Origin of the sequence: Liquorilactobacillus aquaticus DSM 21051 (assembly GCF_001436755.1) — a bacterium.
Lineage (GTDB): Bacteria > Bacillota > Bacilli > Lactobacillales > Lactobacillaceae > Liquorilactobacillus > Liquorilactobacillus aquaticus.
Genome location: NZ_AYZD01000015.1, coordinates 14,164 through 36,993, shown reverse-complemented (window position 1 = coordinate 36,993; position 22,830 = coordinate 14,164). Strand labels below are relative to the sequence as shown.

At 37.8% G+C, this 22,830-nt stretch carries 20 protein-coding genes and 1 pseudogene; 17 read left to right on the top strand and 4 right to left on the bottom strand.

Annotated features, from left to right (window positions below; all coding sequences use genetic code 11):
* Nucleotides 1–81: 81 nt before the first annotated feature.
* The 9 genes from msrA (at nucleotide 82) to hslU (ending at nucleotide 9,583) form a co-directional block, all read left to right on the top strand.
* Entirely contained in the window at nucleotides 82–921 is an 840-nt protein-coding gene (gene msrA, locus FC19_RS03570) for a peptide-methionine (S)-S-oxide reductase MsrA (protein ID WP_057875623.1), read from the top strand.
* A gap of 248 nt (nucleotides 922–1,169) precedes the next feature.
* Nucleotides 1,170–1,721 (top strand): signal peptidase I, encoded by a 552-nt coding sequence (gene lepB, locus FC19_RS03565; protein ID WP_057875622.1) that lies wholly within the window; start codon nucleotides 1,170–1,172, stop codon nucleotides 1,719–1,721.
* 14 nt (nucleotides 1,722–1,735) lie between these two features.
* Nucleotides 1,736–2,584, top strand: coding sequence for a ribosome biogenesis GTPase YlqF (ylqF, locus tag FC19_RS03560; RefSeq protein ID WP_057875621.1), 849 nt, complete (start codon nucleotides 1,736–1,738; stop codon nucleotides 2,582–2,584).
* Between the two features lie 47 nt (nucleotides 2,585–2,631).
* The gene (locus FC19_RS03555) at nucleotides 2,632–3,402 is read left to right on the top strand and encodes a ribonuclease HII (protein ID WP_083488337.1); all 771 of its coding nucleotides are present in this window, start codon (nucleotides 2,632–2,634) and stop codon (nucleotides 3,400–3,402) included.
* 60 nt (nucleotides 3,403–3,462) lie between these two features.
* Nucleotides 3,463–4,332 carry a DNA-processing protein DprA gene (gene dprA, locus FC19_RS03550; RefSeq protein WP_057875619.1) on the top strand — a complete coding sequence of 290 codons (870 nt, stop codon included), beginning with the start codon at nucleotides 3,463–3,465 and terminating at the stop codon, nucleotides 4,330–4,332.
* Between the two features lie 74 nt (nucleotides 4,333–4,406).
* Complete coding sequence (topA, locus tag FC19_RS03545) at nucleotides 4,407–6,506, top strand: type I DNA topoisomerase (protein ID WP_057875618.1); 2,100 nt, start codon at nucleotides 4,407–4,409, stop codon at nucleotides 6,504–6,506.
* Between the two features lie 116 nt (nucleotides 6,507–6,622).
* Nucleotides 6,623–7,522, top strand: a complete 900-nt coding sequence (gene xerC / locus FC19_RS03540; RefSeq protein WP_057875617.1) for a tyrosine recombinase XerC — start codon at nucleotides 6,623–6,625, stop codon at nucleotides 7,520–7,522.
* Nucleotides 7,523–7,588: 66 nt separating this feature from the next.
* Complete coding sequence (hslV, locus tag FC19_RS03535; protein ID WP_057875616.1) at nucleotides 7,589–8,134, top strand: ATP-dependent protease subunit HslV; 546 nt, start codon at nucleotides 7,589–7,591, stop codon at nucleotides 8,132–8,134.
* Between the two features lie 27 nt (nucleotides 8,135–8,161).
* Nucleotides 8,162–9,583 (top strand): ATP-dependent protease ATPase subunit HslU, encoded by a 1,422-nt coding sequence (hslU, locus tag FC19_RS03530; RefSeq protein ID WP_057875615.1) that lies wholly within the window; start codon nucleotides 8,162–8,164, stop codon nucleotides 9,581–9,583.
* Nucleotides 9,584–9,716: 133 nt separating this feature from the next.
* Here hslU and plsY read toward each other — a convergent pair whose 3' ends face one another.
* The gene (gene plsY, locus FC19_RS03525; protein WP_420805488.1) at nucleotides 9,717–10,310 is read right to left on the bottom strand and encodes a glycerol-3-phosphate 1-O-acyltransferase PlsY; all 594 of its coding nucleotides are present in this window, start codon (nucleotides 10,308–10,310) and stop codon (nucleotides 9,717–9,719) included.
* Nucleotides 10,311–10,553: 243 nt separating this feature from the next.
* On the opposite strand from plsY, the gene parE reads away from it, so the two are divergent.
* Together parE and parC are read left to right on the top strand one after the other, a co-directional pair.
* Entirely contained in the window at nucleotides 10,554–12,551 is a 1,998-nt protein-coding gene (gene parE / locus FC19_RS03520) for a DNA topoisomerase IV subunit B (RefSeq protein WP_057875613.1), read from the top strand.
* Nucleotides 12,551–15,010 carry a DNA topoisomerase IV subunit A gene (parC, locus tag FC19_RS03515; protein WP_057875612.1) on the top strand — a complete coding sequence of 820 codons (2,460 nt, stop codon included), beginning with the start codon at nucleotides 12,551–12,553 and terminating at the stop codon, nucleotides 15,008–15,010. Before parE ends, parC begins: the two co-directional genes overlap by 1 nt.
* A 140-nt stretch (nucleotides 15,011–15,150) precedes the next feature.
* Here the strand turns inward: parC and FC19_RS03510 are convergent, their stop codons facing one another.
* The gene (locus FC19_RS03510; RefSeq protein ID WP_057875611.1) at nucleotides 15,151–16,851 is read right to left on the bottom strand and encodes an Rqc2 family fibronectin-binding protein; all 1,701 of its coding nucleotides are present in this window, start codon (nucleotides 16,849–16,851) and stop codon (nucleotides 15,151–15,153) included.
* 332 nt (nucleotides 16,852–17,183) lie between these two features.
* Between FC19_RS03510 and FC19_RS03505 the strand changes: the two genes are divergently transcribed.
* The 5 genes from FC19_RS03505 (at nucleotide 17,184) to lepB (FC19_RS03485) (ending at nucleotide 20,704) form a co-directional block, all read left to right on the top strand.
* Entirely contained in the window at nucleotides 17,184–17,504 is a 321-nt protein-coding gene (locus tag FC19_RS03505) for a MarR family winged helix-turn-helix transcriptional regulator (RefSeq protein WP_057875610.1), read from the top strand.
* Between the two features lie 91 nt (nucleotides 17,505–17,595).
* Nucleotides 17,596–18,462 (top strand): DegV family protein, encoded by an 867-nt coding sequence (locus FC19_RS03500; RefSeq protein ID WP_057875609.1) that lies wholly within the window; start codon nucleotides 17,596–17,598, stop codon nucleotides 18,460–18,462.
* 77 nt (nucleotides 18,463–18,539) lie between these two features.
* Nucleotides 18,540–19,376, top strand: a complete 837-nt coding sequence (locus tag FC19_RS03495; RefSeq protein ID WP_235809313.1) for a TIM barrel protein — start codon at nucleotides 18,540–18,542, stop codon at nucleotides 19,374–19,376.
* 201 nt (nucleotides 19,377–19,577) lie between these two features.
* On the top strand, nucleotides 19,578–19,985 hold the full coding sequence (locus FC19_RS11665; protein ID WP_057875608.1) for a hypothetical protein: 408 nt from the start codon (nucleotides 19,578–19,580) through the stop codon (nucleotides 19,983–19,985).
* 122 nt (nucleotides 19,986–20,107) lie between these two features.
* The gene (gene lepB, locus FC19_RS03485) at nucleotides 20,108–20,704 is read left to right on the top strand and encodes a signal peptidase I (protein WP_057875607.1); all 597 of its coding nucleotides are present in this window, start codon (nucleotides 20,108–20,110) and stop codon (nucleotides 20,702–20,704) included.
* Between the two features lie 640 nt (nucleotides 20,705–21,344).
* Here lepB (FC19_RS03485) and FC19_RS03480 read toward each other — a convergent pair.
* A pseudogene (locus FC19_RS03480) lies at nucleotides 21,345–21,878 on the bottom strand (IS30 family transposase); the annotation flags it as partial.
* A gap of 86 nt (nucleotides 21,879–21,964) precedes the next feature.
* The gene (locus FC19_RS11305; protein ID WP_235809311.1) at nucleotides 21,965–22,126 is read right to left on the bottom strand and encodes a KxYKxGKxW signal peptide domain-containing protein; all 162 of its coding nucleotides are present in this window, start codon (nucleotides 22,124–22,126) and stop codon (nucleotides 21,965–21,967) included.
* A 76-nt stretch (nucleotides 22,127–22,202) separates the two neighbouring features.
* Between FC19_RS11305 and FC19_RS03475 the strand changes: the two genes are divergently transcribed.
* Complete coding sequence (locus FC19_RS03475) at nucleotides 22,203–22,742, top strand: hypothetical protein (RefSeq protein WP_057875605.1); 540 nt, start codon at nucleotides 22,203–22,205, stop codon at nucleotides 22,740–22,742.
* Nucleotides 22,743–22,830: the final 88 nt, after the last annotated feature.

Here is a 22,830-nt window from a genome sequence, read left to right as displayed (position 1 = left end):
AACTGTTGTTATGATTTACGCTAAAACTCTTTTTGTTTAAGAACAAGGTTCGCGTTTTTCACGGTAAGGACTGGTGTGAAAATGAAAACTAGGCATGAAGAGATCTTAAATGATATTTATAATCTAATACTCAACCCAGCGACACGAAAATGGGAACGTTCGTTATTAATAGCAGCCAAGAATGGTCTTGAAAACGGGGAAGATTTTGGTGCTCAGATTGGAAAACTAGAATTTGATTTCAGACCATTGGCTTCGCGAAATAATCTAACCCCTGACGTTGCAGATTTTTACGAGAAAATTACTAGCAATCAAGCTGCTGCTGTTCATTTTGACATAGCTAAACATTCTGCTGACGAATTGCCGCACCAAGAACGTGCGGTGTTTGCTGGCGGATGTTTTTGGTGTATGGTCGAGCCGTTTGAGACTAAAAAAGGTGTTGTTTCGGTATTATCTGGATATACAGGCGGTCATACTAATAATCCGACATACGAGCAGGTGCTGGGCGGATATACGGGGCATGTCGAGGCAGTTGAGATTATTTTTGATACAAGAGTTATGAGTTACGAAGATTTGGTTGAGCTCTATTGGAAACTGACTGATCCGACTGATGAATTCGGACAAATTGCCGATCGTGGCAATAATTATCGTCCCATTATTTTTGTTCGAAACGCAGAGCAACGAAAGATCGCAGAAAGATCAAAAAAGCGTTTAGTAGAGTCCGGTAAGTACAAACGACCGATTGTTACAACAATTGAAACCGCAGGAGTGTTCTGGCCAGCGGAAAATTATCATCAGCAATTCTATAAAAAGAACCGCAAAAGATATAAAAGTATAAAAAGAACTCGGCAGCAATATTTAGCATTCCAAAAATTTAAAGGTAAAATTCGAAGTAGTTTAAGATGGATCAAAAAGAAAAACTAAAGCTGGTTTTGAAATACTCATATAATAACCAGCTTGTTACTAGTTCGAAGTTTAATTAGAATAATTTCTGCTGGACTCAAAGTGATCCTTTGGTTTATCCATTGTATTCAAACCCATTGAATTGTTAACAAATACTATGAATGCTGATGATCATATCGACCATTAGCGTTTTTTTTGTTACAGTATAATGTGGAGTTTGTTAGGCTTGTTAACGATCGTAAGCCTTATTGAGGGAAGGAGAAAATAAAATGAGCAGACTAAAAAGTATTCATTGGGGCTATTGGATACCATTGGTTTTCTTAGCTGCCTTTTGTGCACTTTTTGTAAGATCATTTTTAATTGTTCCGCTTGAGATCGATGGTAATTCAATGGAGCCAACTCTATATTCGAAACAAAAGGTTCTTGTTCAAAATTTCGGCAGAATTCGGCGTTTTGACGTGGTCATTATTAAAATGCCAGATGGTAGTACTTTTATTAAAAGGGTAATTGGTATGCCTGGAGATGAATTATCCTATCGCAATGATAAACTTTATATAAATGGGCAGCATATAAGAGAAAATTTTCTTAAAAGAGTGATAAGACAAAATCCAAATCAAACATACACATCTGATTTTTCACTAAAAGAATTAACTGGGGTGAAACGTGTTCCATATAAACAGTATTTCGTCTTAGGGGATAACAGAAGAATAAGTAAAGACTCACGAACTTTTGGAACGGTCAAGGCTAGCTGGATAACGGGGAAAGCTATCATTGTTTATTGGCCGCTGGCAGATTTTAAGTGGGTAGGAAAGAATAATTAGGAGGATGCAAAAATATGACAGTTATACAGTGGTTTCCAGGTCACATGGCCAAGGCACTACGCCAAGTTAAGGAAAATATTAAAAAAGTTGATATTGTTCTAGAATTAGTTGATGCACGTCTCCCGGAATCTTCACGTAATCCACAGCTTTCTGAGATTCTTCAAAATAAACCCAGTATCATTGTTCTGACAAAAAAGGATTTAGCTGATGCTGTAAAAACAAGAGAATGGGTTAATTACTATGAGGAGAATAGCGTTCCAGCATTAGCAGTTAACAGCCTAAAAGACAGCTTAAAGAGCATAGAGCGAAAGATTATGCAGGTGTTGAGCGAAAAAATAGCAACACAGAAAGAACGTGGAATTGTCCATAAAAGAATACGTGTGATGTGTATTGGGATTCCTAATGTAGGCAAATCAACACTCTTGAATCATTTAGTAAAGAAAAATGTTGCCCAAGTTGGCAATAAGCCTGGGGTAACTAAGGCGCAGCAATGGTTGAAGGCTGGAAAAAATCTAGTTTTGCTGGACACACCTGGAATTCTCTGGCCAAAATTTGAAGATCCGCTCATAGGGAAAAAACTTGCCTTAACAGGTGCAATCAAGGACACGCTGTATGCGAAAGATGACGTTGCTCTGTATGCGATCGAGCATTTTCTAAAGGCTGGCCCAGCGCAGTTGCAGGAACGTTATCGTCTTGAAGAGAGCGATATGGAAGGATCCACGATTGACCTTCTATTGGCAATTACTCAGAAAATGGGTTTTCGCGATGATTATGATCGTGCAAGTGAAAGGCTTATCCTAGAATGCCGAAAGGGAAAGCTAGGAAATTACACATTGGATGAAATTCCACAGAAGATTGAGTGACTATCCACCTAGATAGGCGATGAATACGATATGCGAGAGTGAAAATGATGACAAGTAAACTAACAATTTCAATGATAAAGGAAATTTTAGAGCGGGAACCGGATGAAGACTTTGTTAAAAGACTGCGAAAGGATCCGCGCAAGGGTGTGCAAACACAGTTAAACAATTATTCAAAGCGTTTGGCTAAGACAGAAGAAAAGAAAATTTTATTTGAGAAACGTTTTTCTTTTGAAAAAAAGTTCTGGAATGACGGTCAAACTTATGTTGCTGGCATTGATGAAGCTGGGCGGGGACCGTTGGCAGGACCAGTTATTGCAGCGGCGGTTATTTTACCACACAATTTTGATTTGTTGGAAGTAAATGATTCGAAACAACTCTCGGCTCAAAAAAGAGAGAATCTTTATGTTAAAATATTGGAGAGAGCTCTTGCGGTAGGGGTCGGGTTTGCCGACAGTGCCCTAATTGATGAGATAAATATCTATCAGGCAGCACGCTCAGCTATGAAAGAGGCAGTGGAAGCATTAACGATTCGGCCACAGCAGCTGATAATAGATGCGATGCAGATTGATACGAAAATTCCGCAGTTAAAACTTATCAAAGCAGATGCAAGAAGTATCAGTGTAGCCGCGGCAAGTATTGTCGCTAAGGTCAGCCGTGATCATTTGATGGAGTATTATGATTCTCTTTACCCAGTTTATGATTTTAAGGATAATAATGGGTATGGAACGGCTAAGCATCTTAAAGCACTTGAGACTTATGGGGTAACACCTATTCATCGTAAAACCTTTGAACCGATCAAGTCACAATTTCTAAATTAAGCCTATCTCAACCTTTTGCGTATTTCTAATTAACATATGCATAGGATGGGGTTAATTTATATGAAGATTAAGGAATTTATTGTCGCGCTGCATTTGTGTAACTATATTGGAAATAGAGATGTCCGCCGTATTTGTCAATGGATAACTAAAAATGATCTGCAGCTTCCTGATGAAAGTAAGCTTGACGAGTTGCTGAGCTATCCAACTGCAAAAAAAGAACTTTTCTGGCGGGATTTTACCAGTACCAGTCTGCATAAAAAGCTTGCGCAAAACTTGTATTATAGTAATGCAGTTACTATTATTGATGAAAAGTATCCCAAACAGCTCTTGGAAATCTATGATCCACCAAGTGTCCTTTTCTACCAGGGAGATATTTCCTTGTGCAGCTACGATACATTGCTGGCGATTGTGGGGGCACGTCAGAACAGCTCATATGCTGTGACTGTTTTAAAACGATTATTGCCAGAAATCATTTCTTCTGGTATTGTAACTCTGAGTGGTTTGGCACAAGGTGTTGACAGCCTTACACACCGCCTGACGCTGAGTTGTCAAGGTAAAACTGTTGCTGTTATTGGTACAGGGATTGATGTAGCCTACCCGAAGTTTAATGCTGCTTTACAGCGGAAAATTGGAAGCAGTCATTTATTGATAACCGAGTATGGCTTGGGGCAAGCACCTAGGCGGTATCATTTTCCGGCACGGAATAGAATCATTGCTGGGTTATGCCGTACGACGCTAGTTGTTGAAGCACGGCAGCATAGTGGCAGTTTAATAACTGCTAATCTTGCGCTTCAAGAAAACCGTAACGTTTTGGCCGTGCCAGGGGCAATTAATGCTCCTTTGTCAGCAGGAACGAATGCACTGCTGTTGGCGGGCGCAAAACCTGTTTTGGGAGCAGAACAGGTTATAGAGGAATTTTATTATACTTGACAAATGTTAAGTACTTGCTCTAAGATAATTAGCGATTTTTACAATTTGAAAAAGTGAATAAAGGAGTTTGGTAAATGCCAAAAGTCCAGAGAAAAAAAGCGAAGAGAAAAACAAAGAAAAAACTAGTAATTGTTGAATCCCCTTCAAAAGCAAAAACAATTGAAAAATATTTAGGCTCGCGCTATAAGGTAATGGCGAGCTTAGGCCATATTCGTGATCTGCCTAAGAGTACTATGGGAGTTGATGTGGAGGAGAATTATGCACCACATTATATTTCCATTCGTGGCAAAGGTGATGTTATAAAAGAGTTGCGCAAAGAGGCCAAAAAAGCTGACAGCGTTTATCTTGCAGCCGATCCTGATCGTGAAGGAGAAGCTATCGCATGGCATTTGTCGTATTTATTAGGCCTGGATACGAGCGATAAGAATCGTGTTGTCTTTAACGAGATAACCAAGGATGCTGTAAAGAATGCCTTTAAGACTCCGCGTTCGATTGATATGAATCTTGTTGATGCACAGCAAGCACGGCGTATTTTGGATCGTCTGGTCGGATACTCAATTAGTCCATTATTATGGTCAAAAATAAAAAAAGGATTGAGTGCAGGACGTGTTCAGTCGATCGCTTTGAATCTGATTATAAAGCGTGAAAAAGAGATTCGTGAATTCAAGCCCGAGGAGTATTGGACAATCGATTCACAATTTAAAGCCGGAAGAACCAAGTTTGATGCAAGCTTTTATGGATATAAAGGTAAAAAGGTTGCACTGCACAATAATGATGATGTTGTCAATATTATGCAGAAATTAGATCAAAAGAAACCTTTCAAAATTACACGTGTTGAGCGTAAGGAGCGTAAGCGATTCCCAGCGTTGCCTTTTACAACAAGTACAATGCAACAGGTTGCCAATAACTCGTTGCGTTTTAGAACGCAGAAGACAATGATGGTCGCACAGCAGCTTTATGAAGGTATCAACATCGGTAAAGGCGGAGTAGTAGGCCTAATTACCTATATGCGTACTGATTCAACGCGGATATCTTCTCTTGCTAAGCATGAAACTGCAACTTTTATCCATGAAAAATATGGGGATGAGTACGCAGCAGTCAAGCCCCGCAAGGGTAAGCTACCTGAAGGAGCACAGGATGCTCATGAAGCAATTCGACCATCATCTGTTTTGCGGACACCGGATTCTTTAAAAGATTATTTAAATAAGGATCAGCTTAAACTTTACTCGTTGATATGGTCGCGTTTTGTAGCTAGTCAGATGACACCTGCTGTCTTAGACACAATGGGTGTTGATATTGTGCAGAACGAAGTTATTTATCGTGCAAAGGGTTCAAAAATGAAATTCCCGGGTTTTACGAAAGTTTACGCTGAGAGTAAAAGAAAAGATAACGAATTGCCGGACCTTAATGAAAACGATGAAGTGACAATGGTTAAGAATCAGCCCAATCAGCATTTTACCTTGCCGCCTGCTCGCTATAGTGAAGCATCTTTAATAAAAACACTGGAAGAAAATGGTGTTGGCCGTCCCTCAACATACGCACCAACGCTGGCAACTATCCAAAAACGTTATTATGTTAAACTTGTTTCACGAAAATTTGAACCAACTGAGCTGGGAGAAATTGTCAATGAAATGATTGAAAAATGTTTTCCTGATATCTTAAATGTTGATTTCACTGCACAGTTGGAAGATCATTTAGATGAAATTGAGGAAGGAAAACAAAAGTGGGTCAAGGTCGTTGATAGTTTTTATCAGCCTTTTTCAAAAGAAGTTGCAGCCGCAGATGATAAGATGGCCAAAGTGCGCATAAAGGATGAACCAGCAGGGATTAATTGCGATATTTGCGGCGCTCCCTTGGTTATTAAACTTGGTCGGTACGGAAAATTCTATGCATGCAGCCGCTTCCCAGATTGTCGTAATACTAAGCCAATCACTAAAGAAATTGGCGTTACGTGCCCGATATGTGGACAAGGCGAAGTAGTTGAACGTAAATCAAAAAAGAATCGAATTTTTTATGGTTGTTCGAGGTATCCAGAGTGCGACTTTGTTTCTTGGGATAAACCAGTCGGGCGAGCTTGTCCTAAATGTAACCATTTTCTAATTGAAAAAAAGACCAAAAAAGGGAAACAGGTCAAGTGCAGCAATTGCGACTACGAAGAAGAAATTCAAAAGTAGATGTTGTAAAAAAGAACTGACTGGAAATCTTTTATTTCTTTCTAAGATTGGTGCTAATAGTATACTGACCTCTATTTTTTATGCTAAAGTTAAAGCATTAGGGTGGAGGTTTTTTGATGGAACAAAATTGGATCAAAGAATTTAAGCAATATTTAGTAATTGAGAGGCAGTACTCAATTGAGACTCTAAAAGCATATTCTGAAGATATTCGAATGTTTTGTGATTTTCTACAGGAAAGTGGCGGTAGTACATCCTTTGGTGAAATTAAAAGGCTTGATGTACATGCCTACATGAACTTTCTTTACGATAAGCAGTATCAGACCACAACGATCTCGCGTATGATTTCGAGTTTGCGTTCGTTTTATCATTTTTTAGAAAAGAATGGGCATGTAGATAACAATCCTTTTTCTTATGTTCAATTGAAAAGACATCCGCGCGCGCTTCCACGCTTTTTTTATGAAAAAGAGATGCAGGCACTTTTTAATGCAACGCAAGGCGACGATCTGATGCGTATTCGAGATAATGCTCTGCTGGAGACGCTTTATGCGACAGGAATGCGAGTCAGTGAGTGCACAGGGTTGAAGCTAAATGCAATTGATAGTGAAGTTCGGGCAATGCTATTGCATGGTAAAGGCGGTAAAGACCGTTACGTACCTTATGGCAAATATTGTCAACGAGCGCTTGAACGATATTTTAAAAATACTAGAACACCGCTTATTCAAAAATTTCATAAGGAGCACGATTATGTTTTTGTTAACCATTATGGTGATCCATTGACCGCAGCGGGAGTCACTTACATCTTAAAGCAAATCGTTAAGCGAAGCAGTTTGACAACAGAAATTCATCCCCATGAGCTGCGGCATACATTTGCGACTCATCTGATGAGTAATGGGGCTGATTTAAGAGCAGTTCAAGAGTTATTGGGACACAGCAGTTTATCAACAACTCAAATATATACGCATGTGACTAAAGAGCACTTACAAAATGATTATCGAAAGTTTTTCCCGCGTGCATAAGCGGAATCAATTATCTGATTCTTGGTTAACGCAATCAGATAATTGAACTGAAGGAGGATATATATAATGGCAGGAGTATCATTTCACGCAACAACAATATGTGCAGTTCGTCATAATGGACACATGGCTATGGCTGGTGACGGTCAGGTTACAATGGGTGAAAAAGTTATTATGAAGGGAACAGCGCGCAAAGTAAGGCGGATTTATAACGATCAAGTTGTTGTTGGTTTCGCAGGAAGCGTTGCCGATGCATTTAATCTTGAAGAACGTTTTGAAAAAAAGTTAAATGAGTACAGCGGCAATCTACCACGTGCAGCGGTCGAACTCGCACAAGAATGGCGTAGTGATCAAGCCTTACAGAAACTTGAAGCCTTACTAATAGTAATGGACAAAAAAGACCTTCTGATGGTCTCAGGTAGTGGTGAAGTAATTGAACCGGATGATGATATTTTAGCAATTGGTTCAGGCGGAAATTATGCGTTATCTGCCGCAAAGGCGATGAAGGCACATGCTGAGGAAATGTCCGCTGTGGAGATCGCTAAGGCAGCTATTAATATTGCTGGTGATATTGATATTTTCACAAACCACAACGTTATTGCTGAAGAGCTATAAATTCCTAAACTAGAAAGGACTTTTTAAATGAATCCAAGTGATAAAACACCAAAAAAAATTGTCTCAGAATTAGATAATTATGTAATTGGACAGGATAAAGCCAAAAAAGCGATTGCGGTCGCATTAAGAAACCGCTATAGAAGGATGCAACTTTCCGGTGAGATGCAAGAAGAAATAACACCTAAAAATGTTCTGATGATTGGGCCAACCGGAGTCGGGAAAACTGAAATTGCACGGAGACTTGCCAAAATCGTTGATGCTCCGTTTATAAAAGTTGAAGCGACGAAGTTTACCGAAGTTGGTTATGTTGGACGTGATGTTGAGTCGATGGTCCGAGATCTTGTAGAAGTTGCATACAAGATGGAAGAAGATGAGCAGTTTGAACAAGTTAAGTCACAAGCTGCGCAAAGAGCAAATAAGCGTCTAGTAAAGCTGCTGGTCCCAGCTAAGAGAAAAGAGCAGCGCAAGAATAATGAACAGCAGAATTTTATGAAAATGCTTCAAGACATGCAAAGTGGGAAAATGCCTAATTTGGGCGATAAAGCACCAGTTGAGGAAGAAGTTACAGATAAAATTCGTGAAGAGAGACTTTCAGTTAGCGAACAGTTGAATCGCGGTTTGCTCGAAAATCAAGAAGTTACTGTCACGGTTGACGATCCAACACAAAAAACAAAATATCAGAATAACATGTTAGGACAGATGGGAATAGATCTCAATGATACTTTGGGTGCATTGACACCTAAGAAACGGGTTAAAAGAACGATGACTGTGGCAGAAGCTCGTGAAGTATTGATTCGTGAAGAGTCTGCAAAATTAGTCAATGAAGCTGACACAGCTGACCTAGCTTTAAAACGCGCTGAGAATACAGGTATCATTTTTATTGACGAGATCGATAAGATTACTTCTAAATCACAAAAGAACAGTGGTGAAGTCTCACGTGAAGGTGTTCAACGAGATATTTTGCCAATTGTCGAGGGTTCTCAAATACAAACTAAATATGGTCTTTTGGATACAGATCATATTCTTTTCATTGCTTCTGGGGCTTTTCATGAAAGCAAGCCTAGTGATCTGATAGCTGAGTTGCAAGGGAGATTTCCAATTAGAGTTGAATTAGATGATCTCAAGGTTGAAGATTTTGTTAAGATTTTGACTGAACCAAGCAATGCCCTTATTAAGCAGTATATTGCTTTGATTGGGACAGATAACATTGAAGTGACGTTTACGATAGAAGCCATCCAAAGAATCTCTGAAATCGCTTTTCAAGTAAATCACGAAACGGAAAATATTGGTGCTCGACGACTGCACACCATTTTGGAGAAACTGCTTGAGGACCTGCTTTATGAAGGCCCAGATATGCAGATGGGAGATATCACAATTACTGAAGCTTATGTTGATCAGAAGATTGGTAACATCGTCAAGAACAAGGATCTTAGTCAATATATTCTGTAGAATAACAGGGGATCAGTTCGGTGCCTTTTTTCAGAATGTTGCGGCTGAATAAACACTGTAATTGATGTTTCAAAAATAAAAAAGCAGCGAACGAATTTGTCGTTTCACTGCTTTTTATATGCTCGTTATTCTTTTATTTTCGTTTTTTTCTTGCGTAAACGAGTCCAAAAGGAACTAAGTTTTCAGTGCCCTTTCGGATACGATCTAAGTTTCCTTTATGTCGGAAGAAGACAAAAATTGTCAAAATAAGCGCAATGATTGTCAAAACAGGATCGTGAAAATAGAGCGATAAGAGTGTGATCAGAGTCATACCGACCATACTAGCAACACTTACCATGCTGGAAAGATAAAGTGAAGTTAAGAAAATGATCCATGCGACAACAAAGAAAAGCGGACTATAAGCGAGTAAGATGCCTGCGCTGGTTGCCACGGCTTTTCCACCTCTGAAATGAGCAAAGATTGGGAATACATGCCCAATAACGGCTGCGCACCCAATCAGAAGTACATTGATATGGATGTCAAAAATATAAGGTTGACAAGCGGCAATTGTCCCCTTTAACATATCCATTAGCAGAACGATAAAGCCGGCTTTTTTCCCGAGTACACGGAAGGTATTCGTTGTGCCGGTGTTTCCACTGCCAAATTCACGAATATCTACTTTGTAAAAGAGCTTACCGATCCAAACACCAGATGGAATTGAGCCTAGCAAATAGGCAATCACTAACATTGTGATAATAGTAGGGTTCACACTGGATTGACCTCCTTAGGTTAATACGATTTATTTTAGCACTGTTCATACCATCGCTTCAAATCATTTTTTTGTGCTAAGCTTATTAATGGTACCAAACAGGAAGATAATTGATACTTTACATTTTTTTATTTGTTGGGTTATGATATTGAAGTTGTAATTTAAAACATAAAATAAAAATTTATTTAATTAATACTCCAAGAATAGAAGGGGTTTAAATTCATGGTAAAAGAAAAATATAATGATGAATCTATCCAAGTATTAAAGGGATTAGAGGCGGTACGAAAAAGGCCTGGGATGTATATTGGTTCAACTGACAGCAAAGGACTTCACCATCTTGTTTATGAAATTGTTGACAATGCAGTTGATGAAGCTCTATCAGGCTTTGGAAATGAAATAAATGTTATCTTGCACAAAGAGGACGGCATAACTGTAATTGATCATGGGCGTGGTTTGCCGGTAGGAATGCATGCACTTGGAATACCTACCGTTGAGGTTATTTTTACAGTGCTGCATGCAGGTGGAAAGTTTGGTCAAGGTGAATATAAGACGTCAGGAGGTCTCCATGGAGTCGGTGCCAGTGTCGTCAATGCGTTATCCACCAAAATGAGTGTTAACACAGTCCGAGATGGCATTGAATATGAAGAAGATTTTGAAAACGGTGGTCATCCGGTTGGAACTTTGCGGAAATTGGGGAAAACACGCAAACCTACGGGTACTCGAGTGACTTTCTATCCAGATCCTGAAATCTTTACGACGACGCATTATAATTATGCTACTTTAGCGGAGCGGCTGCGTGAGTCGGCCTTTTTACTAAAGGGTGTCAAAATAACTTTGACGGATGAACGAACGGCTCAAGAAGATATCTTTAAGTTTGACGAGGGAATCAAAGAATTTGTAGCTTATCTAAATGAAGACAAAGATACTTTGGGAAACATTATGTATTTTGACGGTTTCAAAAGCGGTGTTGAAGTCGAGGTCGCTGCACAGTACAACGATGGGTATTCTGAGAATATCATGTCATTTGTCAATAATGTGCGTACTAAAGATGGTGGGACACATGAAGCTGGGATGAGGTCAGCATGGACCAAGGCTTTTAATGAATATGCACGCAAGGTTGATCTGCTGAAAGAAAAAGATAAGAACTTAGAAGGCAGTGATGTCAGAGAAGGATTGGCAGCGATTGTGTCAGTTCGCATACCTGAAGAACTTCTTCAGTTTGAAGGACAAACAAAGAGCAAGCTTGGAACACCAGAAGCACGCTCAATTGTTGACAGCGTGGTTAGTGAACAACTTGGGTTCTACCTGATGGAGAATGGCGAGTTTGCGCAAGATTTAGTTCGTAAATCACTTAAAGCAAGAGAAGCACGTGAAGCTGCACGCAAAGCACGAGATGAAAGCCGAAGTGGAAAAAAGAAGCATAAAAAAGAACGCCTTCTTTCAGGAAAACTAACACCTGCTCAATCTAAAAACGCTAAGAGAAATGAGCTCTTTTTGGTCGAGGGTGATTCGGCTGGTGGCTCGGCTAAACAAGGCCGTGATCGAAAGTTTCAGGCGATCTTGCCTTTGCGTGGAAAAGTACTAAATACCGAAAAAGCTAAACTCCCAGAAATCTTAAAAAATGAAGAGATCAATACTATGATTTACACTATTGGTGCAGGTGTTGGTACTGATTTTGATATTAAAGATGCAAATTACGATAAAGTAATAATAATGACCGATGCAGATACAGATGGAGCTCATATCCAAACTTTATTGTTAACATTTTTTTACAAGTACATGCGTCCAATGATTAATGCCGGAAAAATTTATATTGCATTGCCACCTTTATATAAATTGCAAAAGAAGGTCAAAAATAAAAATGTTATCAAGTATGCTTGGACAGACGATGAATTGCAGTATGCAATCGCAAAAATGAAAAAAGGATATGGGCTTCAGCGTTTCAAAGGTCTAGGTGAAATGAATGCTGATCAATTATGGGAAACCACGATGAATCCTGAGACGCGTACGTTGGTGCGTGTCAAAATTGAGGATGATACATTAGCTGAAAAAAGAGTTACAACTTTGATGGGCGATAAAGTTGAGCCCCGCCGCAAATGGATTGAGAAAAATGTCAAATTCACTCTTGAAGAAGATGGAAGCTTACTTGATAATGCGGTTGTTGAAGGTGCGCATGGAGAGGAAGCAGTAAAAAATTCTGGTTTAGGAGATGAAAGTTAATGGTTGAGAACTCGGGAGACAACAGCAATATTCAAGAACTATCACTCGAGGCCGTTATGGGCGAACGCTTTGGTCGGTATTCAAAGTACATTATTCAAGAAAGAGCTTTACCTGATATTCGTGATGGTTTGAAACCTGTGCAGCGGCGTATTTTATATGCAATGAATCAGGATGGGAATACATACGACAAGGCTTTTCGTAAATCAGCTAAGTCTGTCGGAAATGTGATGGGTAATTTCCATCCCCATGGAGATAGTTCTATTTATGAAGCGATGGTTCGTTTAAGCCAATCGTGGAAACTACGTGAACCTTTAATTGAAATGCATGGTAACAACGGGTCGATGGATGGAGATCCTCCGGCTGCGATGAGGTATACTGAAGCACGTTTAAGCAAGATCTCGGGCGAAATGTTGCGTGATATTGAAAAAGAGACAGTCGATTTTGTTCCTAACTTTGATGACACCGAGAATGAACCGACAGTTTTGCCAGCTCGTTTTCCTAATCTGCTTGTCAATGGAGCAACAGGGATTTCAGCGGGCTATGCTACAGAAATTCCACCGCATAATCTTCATGAAGCGATTCAAGCGGTGATTTATCTCATGGAGCATCCTAAAGCCAAGTTGGAAAAGTTAATGGAATTTGTTAAAGGCCCGGACTTCCCGACAGGTGGAATTGCTCAAGGCATAGATGGAATTATCAAAGCCTATACTACTGGACGTGGCCGAGTTATGCTGCGTTCAAAAACTGAGATTGAGCAGCTAAAAGCAAATAAAGAACAGATTATTGTAACCGAGGTACCATATGAGGTTAATAAAGCTTTACTGGTTAAAAAGATTGATGAAATTCGCTTGTTAAAAAAAGTTGAGGGAATCGCTGAGGTAAGGGATGAGAGCGATCGCGAAGGCTTGCGCATTGTTATCGAACTCAAACGCAATGCATCAGGACAAGGTATTTTAAACTATTTGTTCAAAAATACAGATTTACAGATATCATACAATTTTAACATGGTTGCAATTAACAATAAGCGGCCAGAACATGTGGGCCTTAAGGCAATCTTGAGTGCATACTTGGAACATCAAAGAACGGTTACAACTAAACGGACTGAATTTGATCTGAGAAAAGCGCAAGAAAGAAAGCATATTGTTAGTGGCTTGATAAAGGCATTATCTATTTTAGATCAAGTTATTAAAACAATACGTGCTAGCAAGAATAAAAAAGATGCTAAGAGCAATTTGGTTGAGCAGTATAGTTTTACTGAAGCACAAGCCGAGGCAATTGTTTCCTTACAATTGTATCGTTTAACTAATACTGACGTCACAGCTCTTCAGGCGGAGTTTGATGACTTGCAGCAAAAAGTGCAGAATTATCAGGCAATTTTATCTGATCCGACCAAACTTGATAAGATAATAAAAAAAGAGTTACGCGCCATCGATAAACAATATACGTCACCACGCAAAACGACTATCCAAGACCAAGTACAACAGCTTAAAATCGAAACTGAGGTTCTTGTTGCACCAGAAGATGTGGTTGTGATGGTTAGTCGAGATGGTTATTTAAAACGAAGTTCTTTAAGATCGTTTAAAGCTTCTGGGGATGAAAATAATGGTCTTAAAAGCGATGACTTGGTGGTTTTTCAGGATACAATTAACACACTCGATCATCTTTTCATATTTACAGATAAGGGAAATGTTATTTATCGGCCGGTACATGAAGTTCCTGAATACAAATGGAAAGAAACGGGGAAGCATTTATCGCAAACGGTCAGCTTAGATAATGATGAAAAAATTATTCAAGCTTTCTACTTTCACGATCTTAAGCAAAAAGGTAATTTTATCCTTGCCTCCAAGGAAGGGTTTATTAAGCAGACGGCCTTGACCGATTTACGACCAGGCCGCACCTACAAGAGCAGAGCTGCACAATGTATGAAGCTTAAGACAGATAGTGACCGTTTGTTGATGGTAAAATACCTCTCTGAAGATATTGGAAATGATTTGTTATTTGTTCTGGCGATAACGCATGGTGGTTATGGTCTCAGATATAAGCTGAATGAAGTACCTGTTAATGGAGCTAAAGCAGCAGGTGTCAAAGCGATTGATTTACGCGAAGATGTGCTGGCTTCGGTGCTTATTGTCCAAGAAAAAGCACAGATTGGAATTTTGACTCAACGTGGAGCGTTCAAACGAATGAAGGTTTCTGAAATAACGCCAACGGCCCGCGCAAGACGTGGTGTTCAGGTATTGAGAGAACTGAAACGTAATCCTCATCGCATCGTTGCAGCAAAAGCTTTGGAACCAGATGGAGTACTGAGTGTTACAACAGAAAAAATGAGGATAATTACCATTGATCCGTTTGAACACCCTAGTGTAGATCGTTATTCAAATGGTTCATTTGTTATAGATGTTGATGAATTCGGCATACCCATGTGGGTTAAACCATCTATAAATGAAAAAAAGGATTAAAGAAAAGGTTTAAAGTTTGAGAACATAGATAAAATATTTGGTTACGGGTCCACAGATATTGTAAAATAACGCAAAGGGATAGGCCACAAAACGTACGTTTTGTGGCCTATCCCTTTGTGTTAACTATAGTTGGTAAAGTTCTAATTATTCTTCAAAGAGTCAACTAATTGTCTTTGAGGAGTTACAAAAAGTGTTTTTTGCCCTTCATAAATAACAAATCCTGGTCTTGCACCATTTGGTTTGCGAATTTTTTTGACCTGAACATAGTCGACTGGAACAGTTGCAGAAGTGCGTGATTTTGAGAAATACGCAGCTAAATTAGCGGCTTCAAGTAATGTTTGTTGACTAGGGTCATTTGAGTAAACAATGACGTGAGACCCGGGAATATTTTTAGCATGCAGCCAGATATAATCCTTATGCGCGGTTTTCAAAGTCAATCGGTCATTTTGAAGATTGTTTTTTCCAACAGCAATTTTGGTATTGTCGCTTGAAAAATAGGTGGTAGGCTGACTGATTTTTTCCTTTCGTGCTTTGCCATGTTTAGTACGTTTCTGAGCTTTAAGGTAACCTTGCTGCTGTAATTCAATTTTAATATCTGGAAGATCCTGAGGCTCTGCTAGCTCGATTTGGGTTTGCAATTCTTCTAGATAATCAATTTCTGATTGTGTCAACTTGATCTGTTGGTTAAGGAAAGAGACCGCATTTTTTAGTTTTTGATACTTTTTGAAATATTTCTGGGCGTTTTGGGAAGGTGTTAACTGGTTAGAAAGAGAAATTTTAACCAATTTATCCGCATCATAATAATTAGGTAACTCAATTGCAGTCATTCCACGCTCTATTTTGAAAAGATAGGTTGTCAGCAACTCACCTTTAATGCGATATTGATCTGCCTTGGCAGTCGAGTCTAATTCCTTTTTTAATTTTTGGAGTTTTTTCCGATTCTTTTGCAGGTTATTTTTGATGACATGAATTAATTGACTTCCTTGTTGTTGGACTCGATCAGAAGTTGCCTTATCCCGATAGAAGACATCAAGGAGTTCACTTAAGGTTGAAAAAGTCTTTTTGGTTACTTCGTCAGAATATGCCAAAAAAGTAAAAAATATTTTTTTATCACCCACAAGACTAGGAACGGGATTAACAGTCTGCTGCAAGGTATTTTGCCATCCAGAAACGGGATCCTTAGCATGTAGATGTAATTGTTCTGCAAGATATAAAGCATGCTCTTTTGCTATTCCTTGATAGGCTTTACTTAATTGGGTTGCAAGAACCTCCCGATTCGGAAATTCCTTAACCAGATCCGAGTAGTAAGCAGAATTATCTTCAAAAGGATTTAGACGTTTCTGCTTTGGAGGCTTATTGTAGGTAGCATTCGGCAAAAGTGTTCTGAATCGATTTTGATCAGGGCCAATATGTTTGATAGTATCAATAATCACATTTTGGGTCTGATTAATCAAAATAACATTACTGTAACGGCCCATTATTTCAATACTCAATAGTAAAGGCAATCGGTCGCCAAGTTCATTTCGCGTTTCAAAGCTTAGATAAACTACACGATCATTTTCAAGCTGTTCGACTTTGGTTAATTTTGCGCCCTCAAGATACTTCCGGAGAGTCATCGTAAAATTAGTTGGGACAGGAGGATTTTTAAAAGGCATATCTGATATTTGGATACGGGCATAACTAGGATGTGCTGATAAAAGCAATGGATAATTATGTCGCTGAGCTCGGATGGTAACTATCACTTCGTTAGGAAAAGGCTGTGAAATGCGCCCAACTCTTCCAGAAACCAGCTTTTGGAGCTCATGAACCATTGCATGTGTAAATAAACCATCAAATGGCATGGAGACCAACTCGCTTTCTTAACAATTATGTTACTGATATTCCTTATTTGCCGTTTATAATTGTACCTTTTATGCAGACAAAGAGCAAAAAGCTAACTTAAGGGTGCTTTCGTGAAGAAGGAGAGTTTTTAAGTTGCGATTAGAACTTAAATATAACATAATGATTTTGTGGATTAAATTTGCATACTGCATATTAAGTCAATATACTCAATTTGAGGGGGGCAATAATTATGCGATCATCTCTAGATAGTCTATGGGTACTTGAAAAAAAACATCATAATATTTTAATTAATGCGGCTAAGCGTCATGGCTTAACGATTGCAGAATAGCAGTTGCTTATTAAAATAAATAACGGTTTGCAGACACAAGAACAGCTTGCACATGTAACAAAACTTAATATTTCAACCTTAAGTCGTCAATTAGCACGTTTAGATGCAAAAAAATTTATTACAAAAACTTCAACGACAGGAAAACGAGGACGGGGATATTTTACATATTCAAGCACTGAAAAAGGTAAGGTGACTGAGCAGAAAATGGAAATAGATCTTAAACAACTGGAGCAGAAGCTTTTTGTGCGCTGGTCTGATGAAGAGACGGCTTTGCTACAGGTATTATTGAACAGGCTTGTCCAAAGTATGAAGCGGCTTGATTAGGTAGCTCACAATGTAAGTATGCTGGATGAAAAAAATTTTTTGTGTTATGATTGTTTTCGTAAGAATTTCCCAAAAAGTAGGTGTAGGATTCATGAAAATTGCTGTTGTTACCGACAGTACTGCTTATTTAACGGATAAGCAGATCAACGATTACAATATTCACGTAGTTCCAATGCCTGTGATTATAGACGAGAAAGTGTATAAAGAAGGTATAGATATCTCCACTGAGGATTTCTATCACAAACTCAGAACGGCTGGTTCTTTTCCAAGTACATCTCAGCCTCCTGTAGGTGAACTGATGTCTTTGTATGAGTCTTTGGGCAATCAAGGTTATGATGCTGTGATAAGTATTCATCTATCAAGTACAATTTCTGGTTTTGTTCAGACGCTGACTAATATTGCTGGGGAGATTCATAACATTAAAGTAATCCCTTTTGATTCTCAGATTACGGTCATGTTGATGGGGAATATGGTAATTGCAGCAGCACGAATGGCTATAGCAGGTGCAAGTGTTGATGAAATCTTAGTAAAATTAAGAGAATTAAGAGCTACGACTAACGAGTATTTTATTGTTGATGATCTGCAAAACCTCGTTCGTGGCGGTCGCTTATCTAATGCATCAGCTTTTATCGGTAGTGTTTTAAAGATAAAGCCCTTGTTGACGTTTGATCGTGAAACTCATAGAATTGTAGCTTTCGATAAGGTTCGTTCTACCAAAAAGGCAATCAAGCGTGTTGAAAAGCTCTTTGCTAAAGAGTGTGAGAAAATTGATTATCCACTTCGTTTAATTGTTATTCATGCGAACAACGAAGAAGCTGCAATTACTTGGAAAGATGAGCTAACAGAACAGTATCCGGATTATCCGATCGATATCAGCTATTTCGGTCCTGTTATTGGAACGCATTTGGGTGAGAAAGCTTTAGCTTTAGCATGGATGAAAGATATTGATAAAGAATAAACGATAATTTGATTCAAGAGACTGGAGGCTAATTATAACAGTCTCTTTTTTATTTATTTTTGAAGGAGGGGTAATGAATGATCAATAGTATGAAGCCATTATTGGGACTTAAAGCGGGAACAGAACCTAGGCAAGTGAGTGATCGTTTGAAATACTCTCCTGATGTTTTCGAGTTTTTTACAAATGAGAATGATTTTACCCCAGAAGGTCTGAAAAGGTTGGAATATGATATCCAATGGGTCAAAGCAGATGCGACATCTAAAATTGTACTGCATCATCCAATGCGTTATAAGAATGAATTTACGGAATTGGTAGCGCCAGAAAAAAAGTTTCCAAAATTACACAAGTTTATTTATCAAAGCGCGGAAAATCTTTTACAATTTGCCTTCGATTATAATATTCAAGTGTTAGTACATGGTTCGTATGCGCGGCACACTCAGTTTTTCATTGATATGTATCCGAACTTGGAGAACGCGCGGCAAAGTGTTTTTGACCAACTTGATGAACTAGCAAGTTGGGGCCAGGAACATATTATGTTTGAAAACTCAATCTCTCCGATTTTTTATTATGGAAATACATCTGAAGAAAATGACATTCTGGAGCGTGGTTACCGTTTGGCCTTTGACACAAGTCATTGTTTTATTAAATGCAGAGGAGACAACAAGCTTTTTCAAAACTCTCTTGAACATTTAAAAGATAAAGTCGTTCATTATCACTTAGTAGACTCAATGGGGGGTAAAAAGCACGATAGTTTACCTTTAGGTCAGGGTAGAATAGATTGGGCGGAAGCTTTGCCCTTATTAAATCCCAAAGCGACAAGTATTTACGAAATAAATCTCAGTAATCAAGCGGATGCCAAGGAGCAGGTCGAAAGCCACAAATTTTTAAGTAATTTGTATGAACGCTCTAAGTAAACATCAACAAATAGAAAATAATTTTAAAATTAATTTAAAAAGGTCGACTGAAGCCTTATTCTTCTGTTCCTTGACCAGACTGTGAGTTATAATAAACATCGGGTTCAATACATCTATTTTTAAAAATCGATATTTGGCTTAAAACTATGTGCAGAGTTGTATAATTTAATGATAAGCCACGAGTATGAGGGATGGTAAAGTTTGAATAAGGTTTTAAATATTTCAGTGGGATCACTGGGTGTTTTATATGTTCTTAACGATATCTTTTTTAGAATAATGATCGGATTATATCATCGGCAAGGATATACTTTTCAAACTGCAGATAAAATTGCTAGCAGTGTAAATATTTTTTCTATTGTTGTTGTAATAACGATTCTTTTGGTTTTAGTTGGTATTTTTTCAATAATTAGCAACATGATTTTATTTGCTCGCAGCAATTTTATATTGAGAGTTACTATGAATGCTACTAACATACTTATGCCTTTTTTATATGATAACAGAATTTGGTTTTTGCTTTATGAACTACTTTCCTGCAGCTTATTTTTCGCATATCTTTATATATTAAGTATTAATCACAATAATGAGGATGTCGAATTCAACATCTTTTGATGCTTTGACTGGTTTTAGACGGTAAAGCAATTTTAATAAGCTTGGGGGTTATTGAAATAATTAGCAGTATAATGTTATATTAAGATCAGAATAAAATAAGTTTTAAGTTTGAAGGAGAAAAAATGAAAGCTTTTAAGGAAATAATGAGTTGGATCCTTCCCGTTATTATTGGCTTGGTGATTGCATTGCTTGTAAAACAGTTTTTCTTTTCATTAGTAAGAGTTGATGGTACCTCAATGTATCCTAATCTTCAAAATAATGAACGTGTGATGATGTTGAAACAATCCAAGATACAACGCAACACGGTGATTGTTTTCAACGCTCATGGAGTTGATAAGAACTCGCCTTCGGTTACGGAGAGCACCAAGTATGTAAAACGAGTTATTGGGTTACCTGGTGATAAGATCGAGTATCGTAATGATGGCCGTGTTTTTGTAAACGGACATGAACAATCCCAAAGCTATATAACAGTTTCACAGCGACGAGAGGGAACATTGATGCTTAGTTCCAGTTTATCTGAAGCACCAGGAGTGACTTTGGGAACTGGAAAAACTTTTACAGTTCCCAAGGGTAAATATTTTGTGCTCGGAGATAATCGTAAAAACTCCAATGATAGCAGATACTATGGCTTTGTCCCAAAGAGTAAAATAGATGGTGTTGTCAAAGTAACTTTTTGGAATGCCAAGAGTAATATGATTAATTCTTACGGGAAAAAATAGAAACAAGAGGCAGCTGCGTTTACTAAAAATAAATGTTAAGCTGTTTTTTTATTTCTATTGGCATGATATAGAATCATATTATAATGAAATACAATTGGAAAATTATTTTTACCGTAAGTATCAAAAAAAGTATAAAAAGATATTATTTTATTAAGAAATTGGTGAATTACCATAAAATGCTTTAAAATTCTTAGAATACAAGAATGATTAGTATTTTTACTCCAGACGCTACTTTCGATAATATATATTATGTAAACTAGATAAAAAGTGGAAATTGTCAAGTCCGAATTTTAACGGTCTCTCTCTCTTCGATTTATACAGCTTTTAAAATGCTGTTAAAACAACGTTTTAACGCATGAAAAAACAAAAAATAAATTTGAAAAAGAAAAATAAATTCAAAAAAATTGCAAAAAGTTACGAAAAAAATCAGTCACATAAATTTATGACCGGCAAAATTTGTTCAAATTGCTGGTAAAATTTTTGTGGCTGATTTTGATTTTCAAGTTTAAATTTGTCATTTTATTAGTTTATTCAGTGATTTTGCTTGATTTACGGCTGATTTTTGCTTAAATTATATCAATTAGTAATAATCATGTATTTTCAAAATAATTAAAGTTTTGCTATTGAATTCGCTTAAGAATCAACGTTTCGAAGTGTTTTTGGAGCTTCTTAAATGTCGTTTATAGCCGTATGTACGGTCAATTTCTTGTAATTTACGTCTAAAGACATCTCTCGGCGTCTTATAATTCAAAACGGCTTTAGGTCTGCTATTGATTTTATGCAAAGCACGCCTTAAATCATCATTTGTAACGTGTTCAAAGTGTGTTTTTTTTGGAAAATACTCGCGCAGCATGCGATTGGCATTTTCATTAGAGTCACGTTCCTCAGGACTATACGGATGCGCAAAGTACGCCATGATTCGAAATTCTTTTTGCACTTTGTTGATCACAAAATGATTGGTAAATTCAAATCCATTATCAAATGTGAATGATTGAACAACATACTTGGAACGTTCCCCAAAAAGATGCATAAACTGATCCAAAACTTTACAGACTGCTTTTCCTGATTGTGAATCCGCTTTTAGAGCAATGTAGTAACGCGTTTTACGTTCACAAAACGTCACAAAAATTTTTTTATAGCCCTTCTTTGGCAAAACGCAGTCAATTCTCAGATGTTGCCGTATCTTGGTCTTGTGTCACATTTGTATCAGCAGTGGTTGGTACAGCGTTTTTTTCAGCAGTTGATGAAGCCGTTAATTAATTAAACTTGTTTATCATTCATTTTGAGTGGCATCAGTCGTTGAAACTTATCAGCACTTACATGTGTGGCATTAACACTCATAGCGACACCAGCAACGGCAACAGCTCCAACAACCCATAGCTTGCCAGATTTGTATAACTTGTATTTTTTTGAATTTTGCATGATAATTTATTTGTGAGATTATTATCAACCCCATTCTTTCTTATTTTATTAAATCTGATATATCGAGGTAAAAGTTATGAAAAAGTTTGAAGGGTTTTTAAATATAGCAAAACAACTAAACTCTATTCATATAGTTCCCTTATTATTGGGATCTTGTGGACTTGAATATTTAACAGGTAAAGATTTTGGGTCAGAAGACATTGATATTCATGTTCCGGGAGACCCTCGTGGTTGGGCGGCTCCCGATGAAACCAGAATTTATCATTGGAATCTTATTGCAGTAATCATGGAAGAAATTGGTTATCGACTTCAAGACTTGCATGAACATTCTTTTAGTAATGGCATCTACAATATCGAATTCGGCACAATGAATTCATTACCTGACTTTACAAGTATAGAATTAAAAGACCTCGTAAAACAAAATTACAGAGGAGTATACTTTTTAATACCAACATTTGAACAATATTTGAAAATCTATCAAAGTTCAGCTATTGACCCATATAGAAATAAAATTGACTCCAGTAAAGATAATTTGAAAATTAACTACTTGAAATCAATTGTTGATTGGCTCAAACTCATAAAGAGTAACAATATAGGGAAACTAAACCCAACATAGACTAGCCAAACTCCAACCATAAAGCTAAAATAAATCATTTTTTGTGTCATTGTAACTACCAAAAAAGACCGATTGTTTAATCAGTCTT

Coding starts and splice junctions, on each gene's coding strand:
- msrA (WP_057875623.1), top strand. CDS start 82: ATGAAAACTAGGCATGAAGAGATCTTAAATGATATTTATAATCTAATA.
- lepB (WP_057875622.1), top strand. CDS start 1,170: ATGAGCAGACTAAAAAGTATTCATTGGGGCTATTGGATACCATTGGTT.
- ylqF (WP_057875621.1), top strand. CDS start 1,736: ATGACAGTTATACAGTGGTTTCCAGGTCACATGGCCAAGGCACTACGC.
- FC19_RS03555 (WP_083488337.1), top strand. CDS start 2,632: ATGACAAGTAAACTAACAATTTCAATGATAAAGGAAATTTTAGAGCGG.
- dprA (WP_057875619.1), top strand. CDS start 3,463: ATGAAGATTAAGGAATTTATTGTCGCGCTGCATTTGTGTAACTATATT.
- topA (WP_057875618.1), top strand. CDS start 4,407: ATGCCAAAAGTCCAGAGAAAAAAAGCGAAGAGAAAAACAAAGAAAAAA.
- xerC (WP_057875617.1), top strand. CDS start 6,623: ATGGAACAAAATTGGATCAAAGAATTTAAGCAATATTTAGTAATTGAG.
- hslV (WP_057875616.1), top strand. CDS start 7,589: ATGGCAGGAGTATCATTTCACGCAACAACAATATGTGCAGTTCGTCAT.
- hslU (WP_057875615.1), top strand. CDS start 8,162: ATGAATCCAAGTGATAAAACACCAAAAAAAATTGTCTCAGAATTAGAT.
- plsY (WP_420805488.1), bottom strand. CDS start 10,310: ATGTTAGTGATTGCCTATTTGCTAGGCTCAATTCCATCTGGTGTTTGG.
- parE (WP_057875613.1), top strand. CDS start 10,554: ATGGTAAAAGAAAAATATAATGATGAATCTATCCAAGTATTAAAGGGA.
- parC (WP_057875612.1), top strand. CDS start 12,551: ATGGTTGAGAACTCGGGAGACAACAGCAATATTCAAGAACTATCACTC.
- FC19_RS03510 (WP_057875611.1), bottom strand. CDS start 16,851: ATGCCATTTGATGGTTTATTTACACATGCAATGGTTCATGAGCTCCAA.
- FC19_RS03500 (WP_057875609.1), top strand. CDS start 17,596: ATGAAAATTGCTGTTGTTACCGACAGTACTGCTTATTTAACGGATAAG.
- FC19_RS03495 (WP_235809313.1), top strand. CDS start 18,540: ATGATCAATAGTATGAAGCCATTATTGGGACTTAAAGCGGGAACAGAA.
- lepB (WP_057875607.1), top strand. CDS start 20,108: ATGAAAGCTTTTAAGGAAATAATGAGTTGGATCCTTCCCGTTATTATT.
- FC19_RS11305 (WP_235809311.1), bottom strand. CDS start 22,126: ATGCAAAATTCAAAAAAATACAAGTTATACAAATCTGGCAAGCTATGG.
- FC19_RS03475 (WP_057875605.1), top strand. CDS start 22,203: ATGAAAAAGTTTGAAGGGTTTTTAAATATAGCAAAACAACTAAACTCT.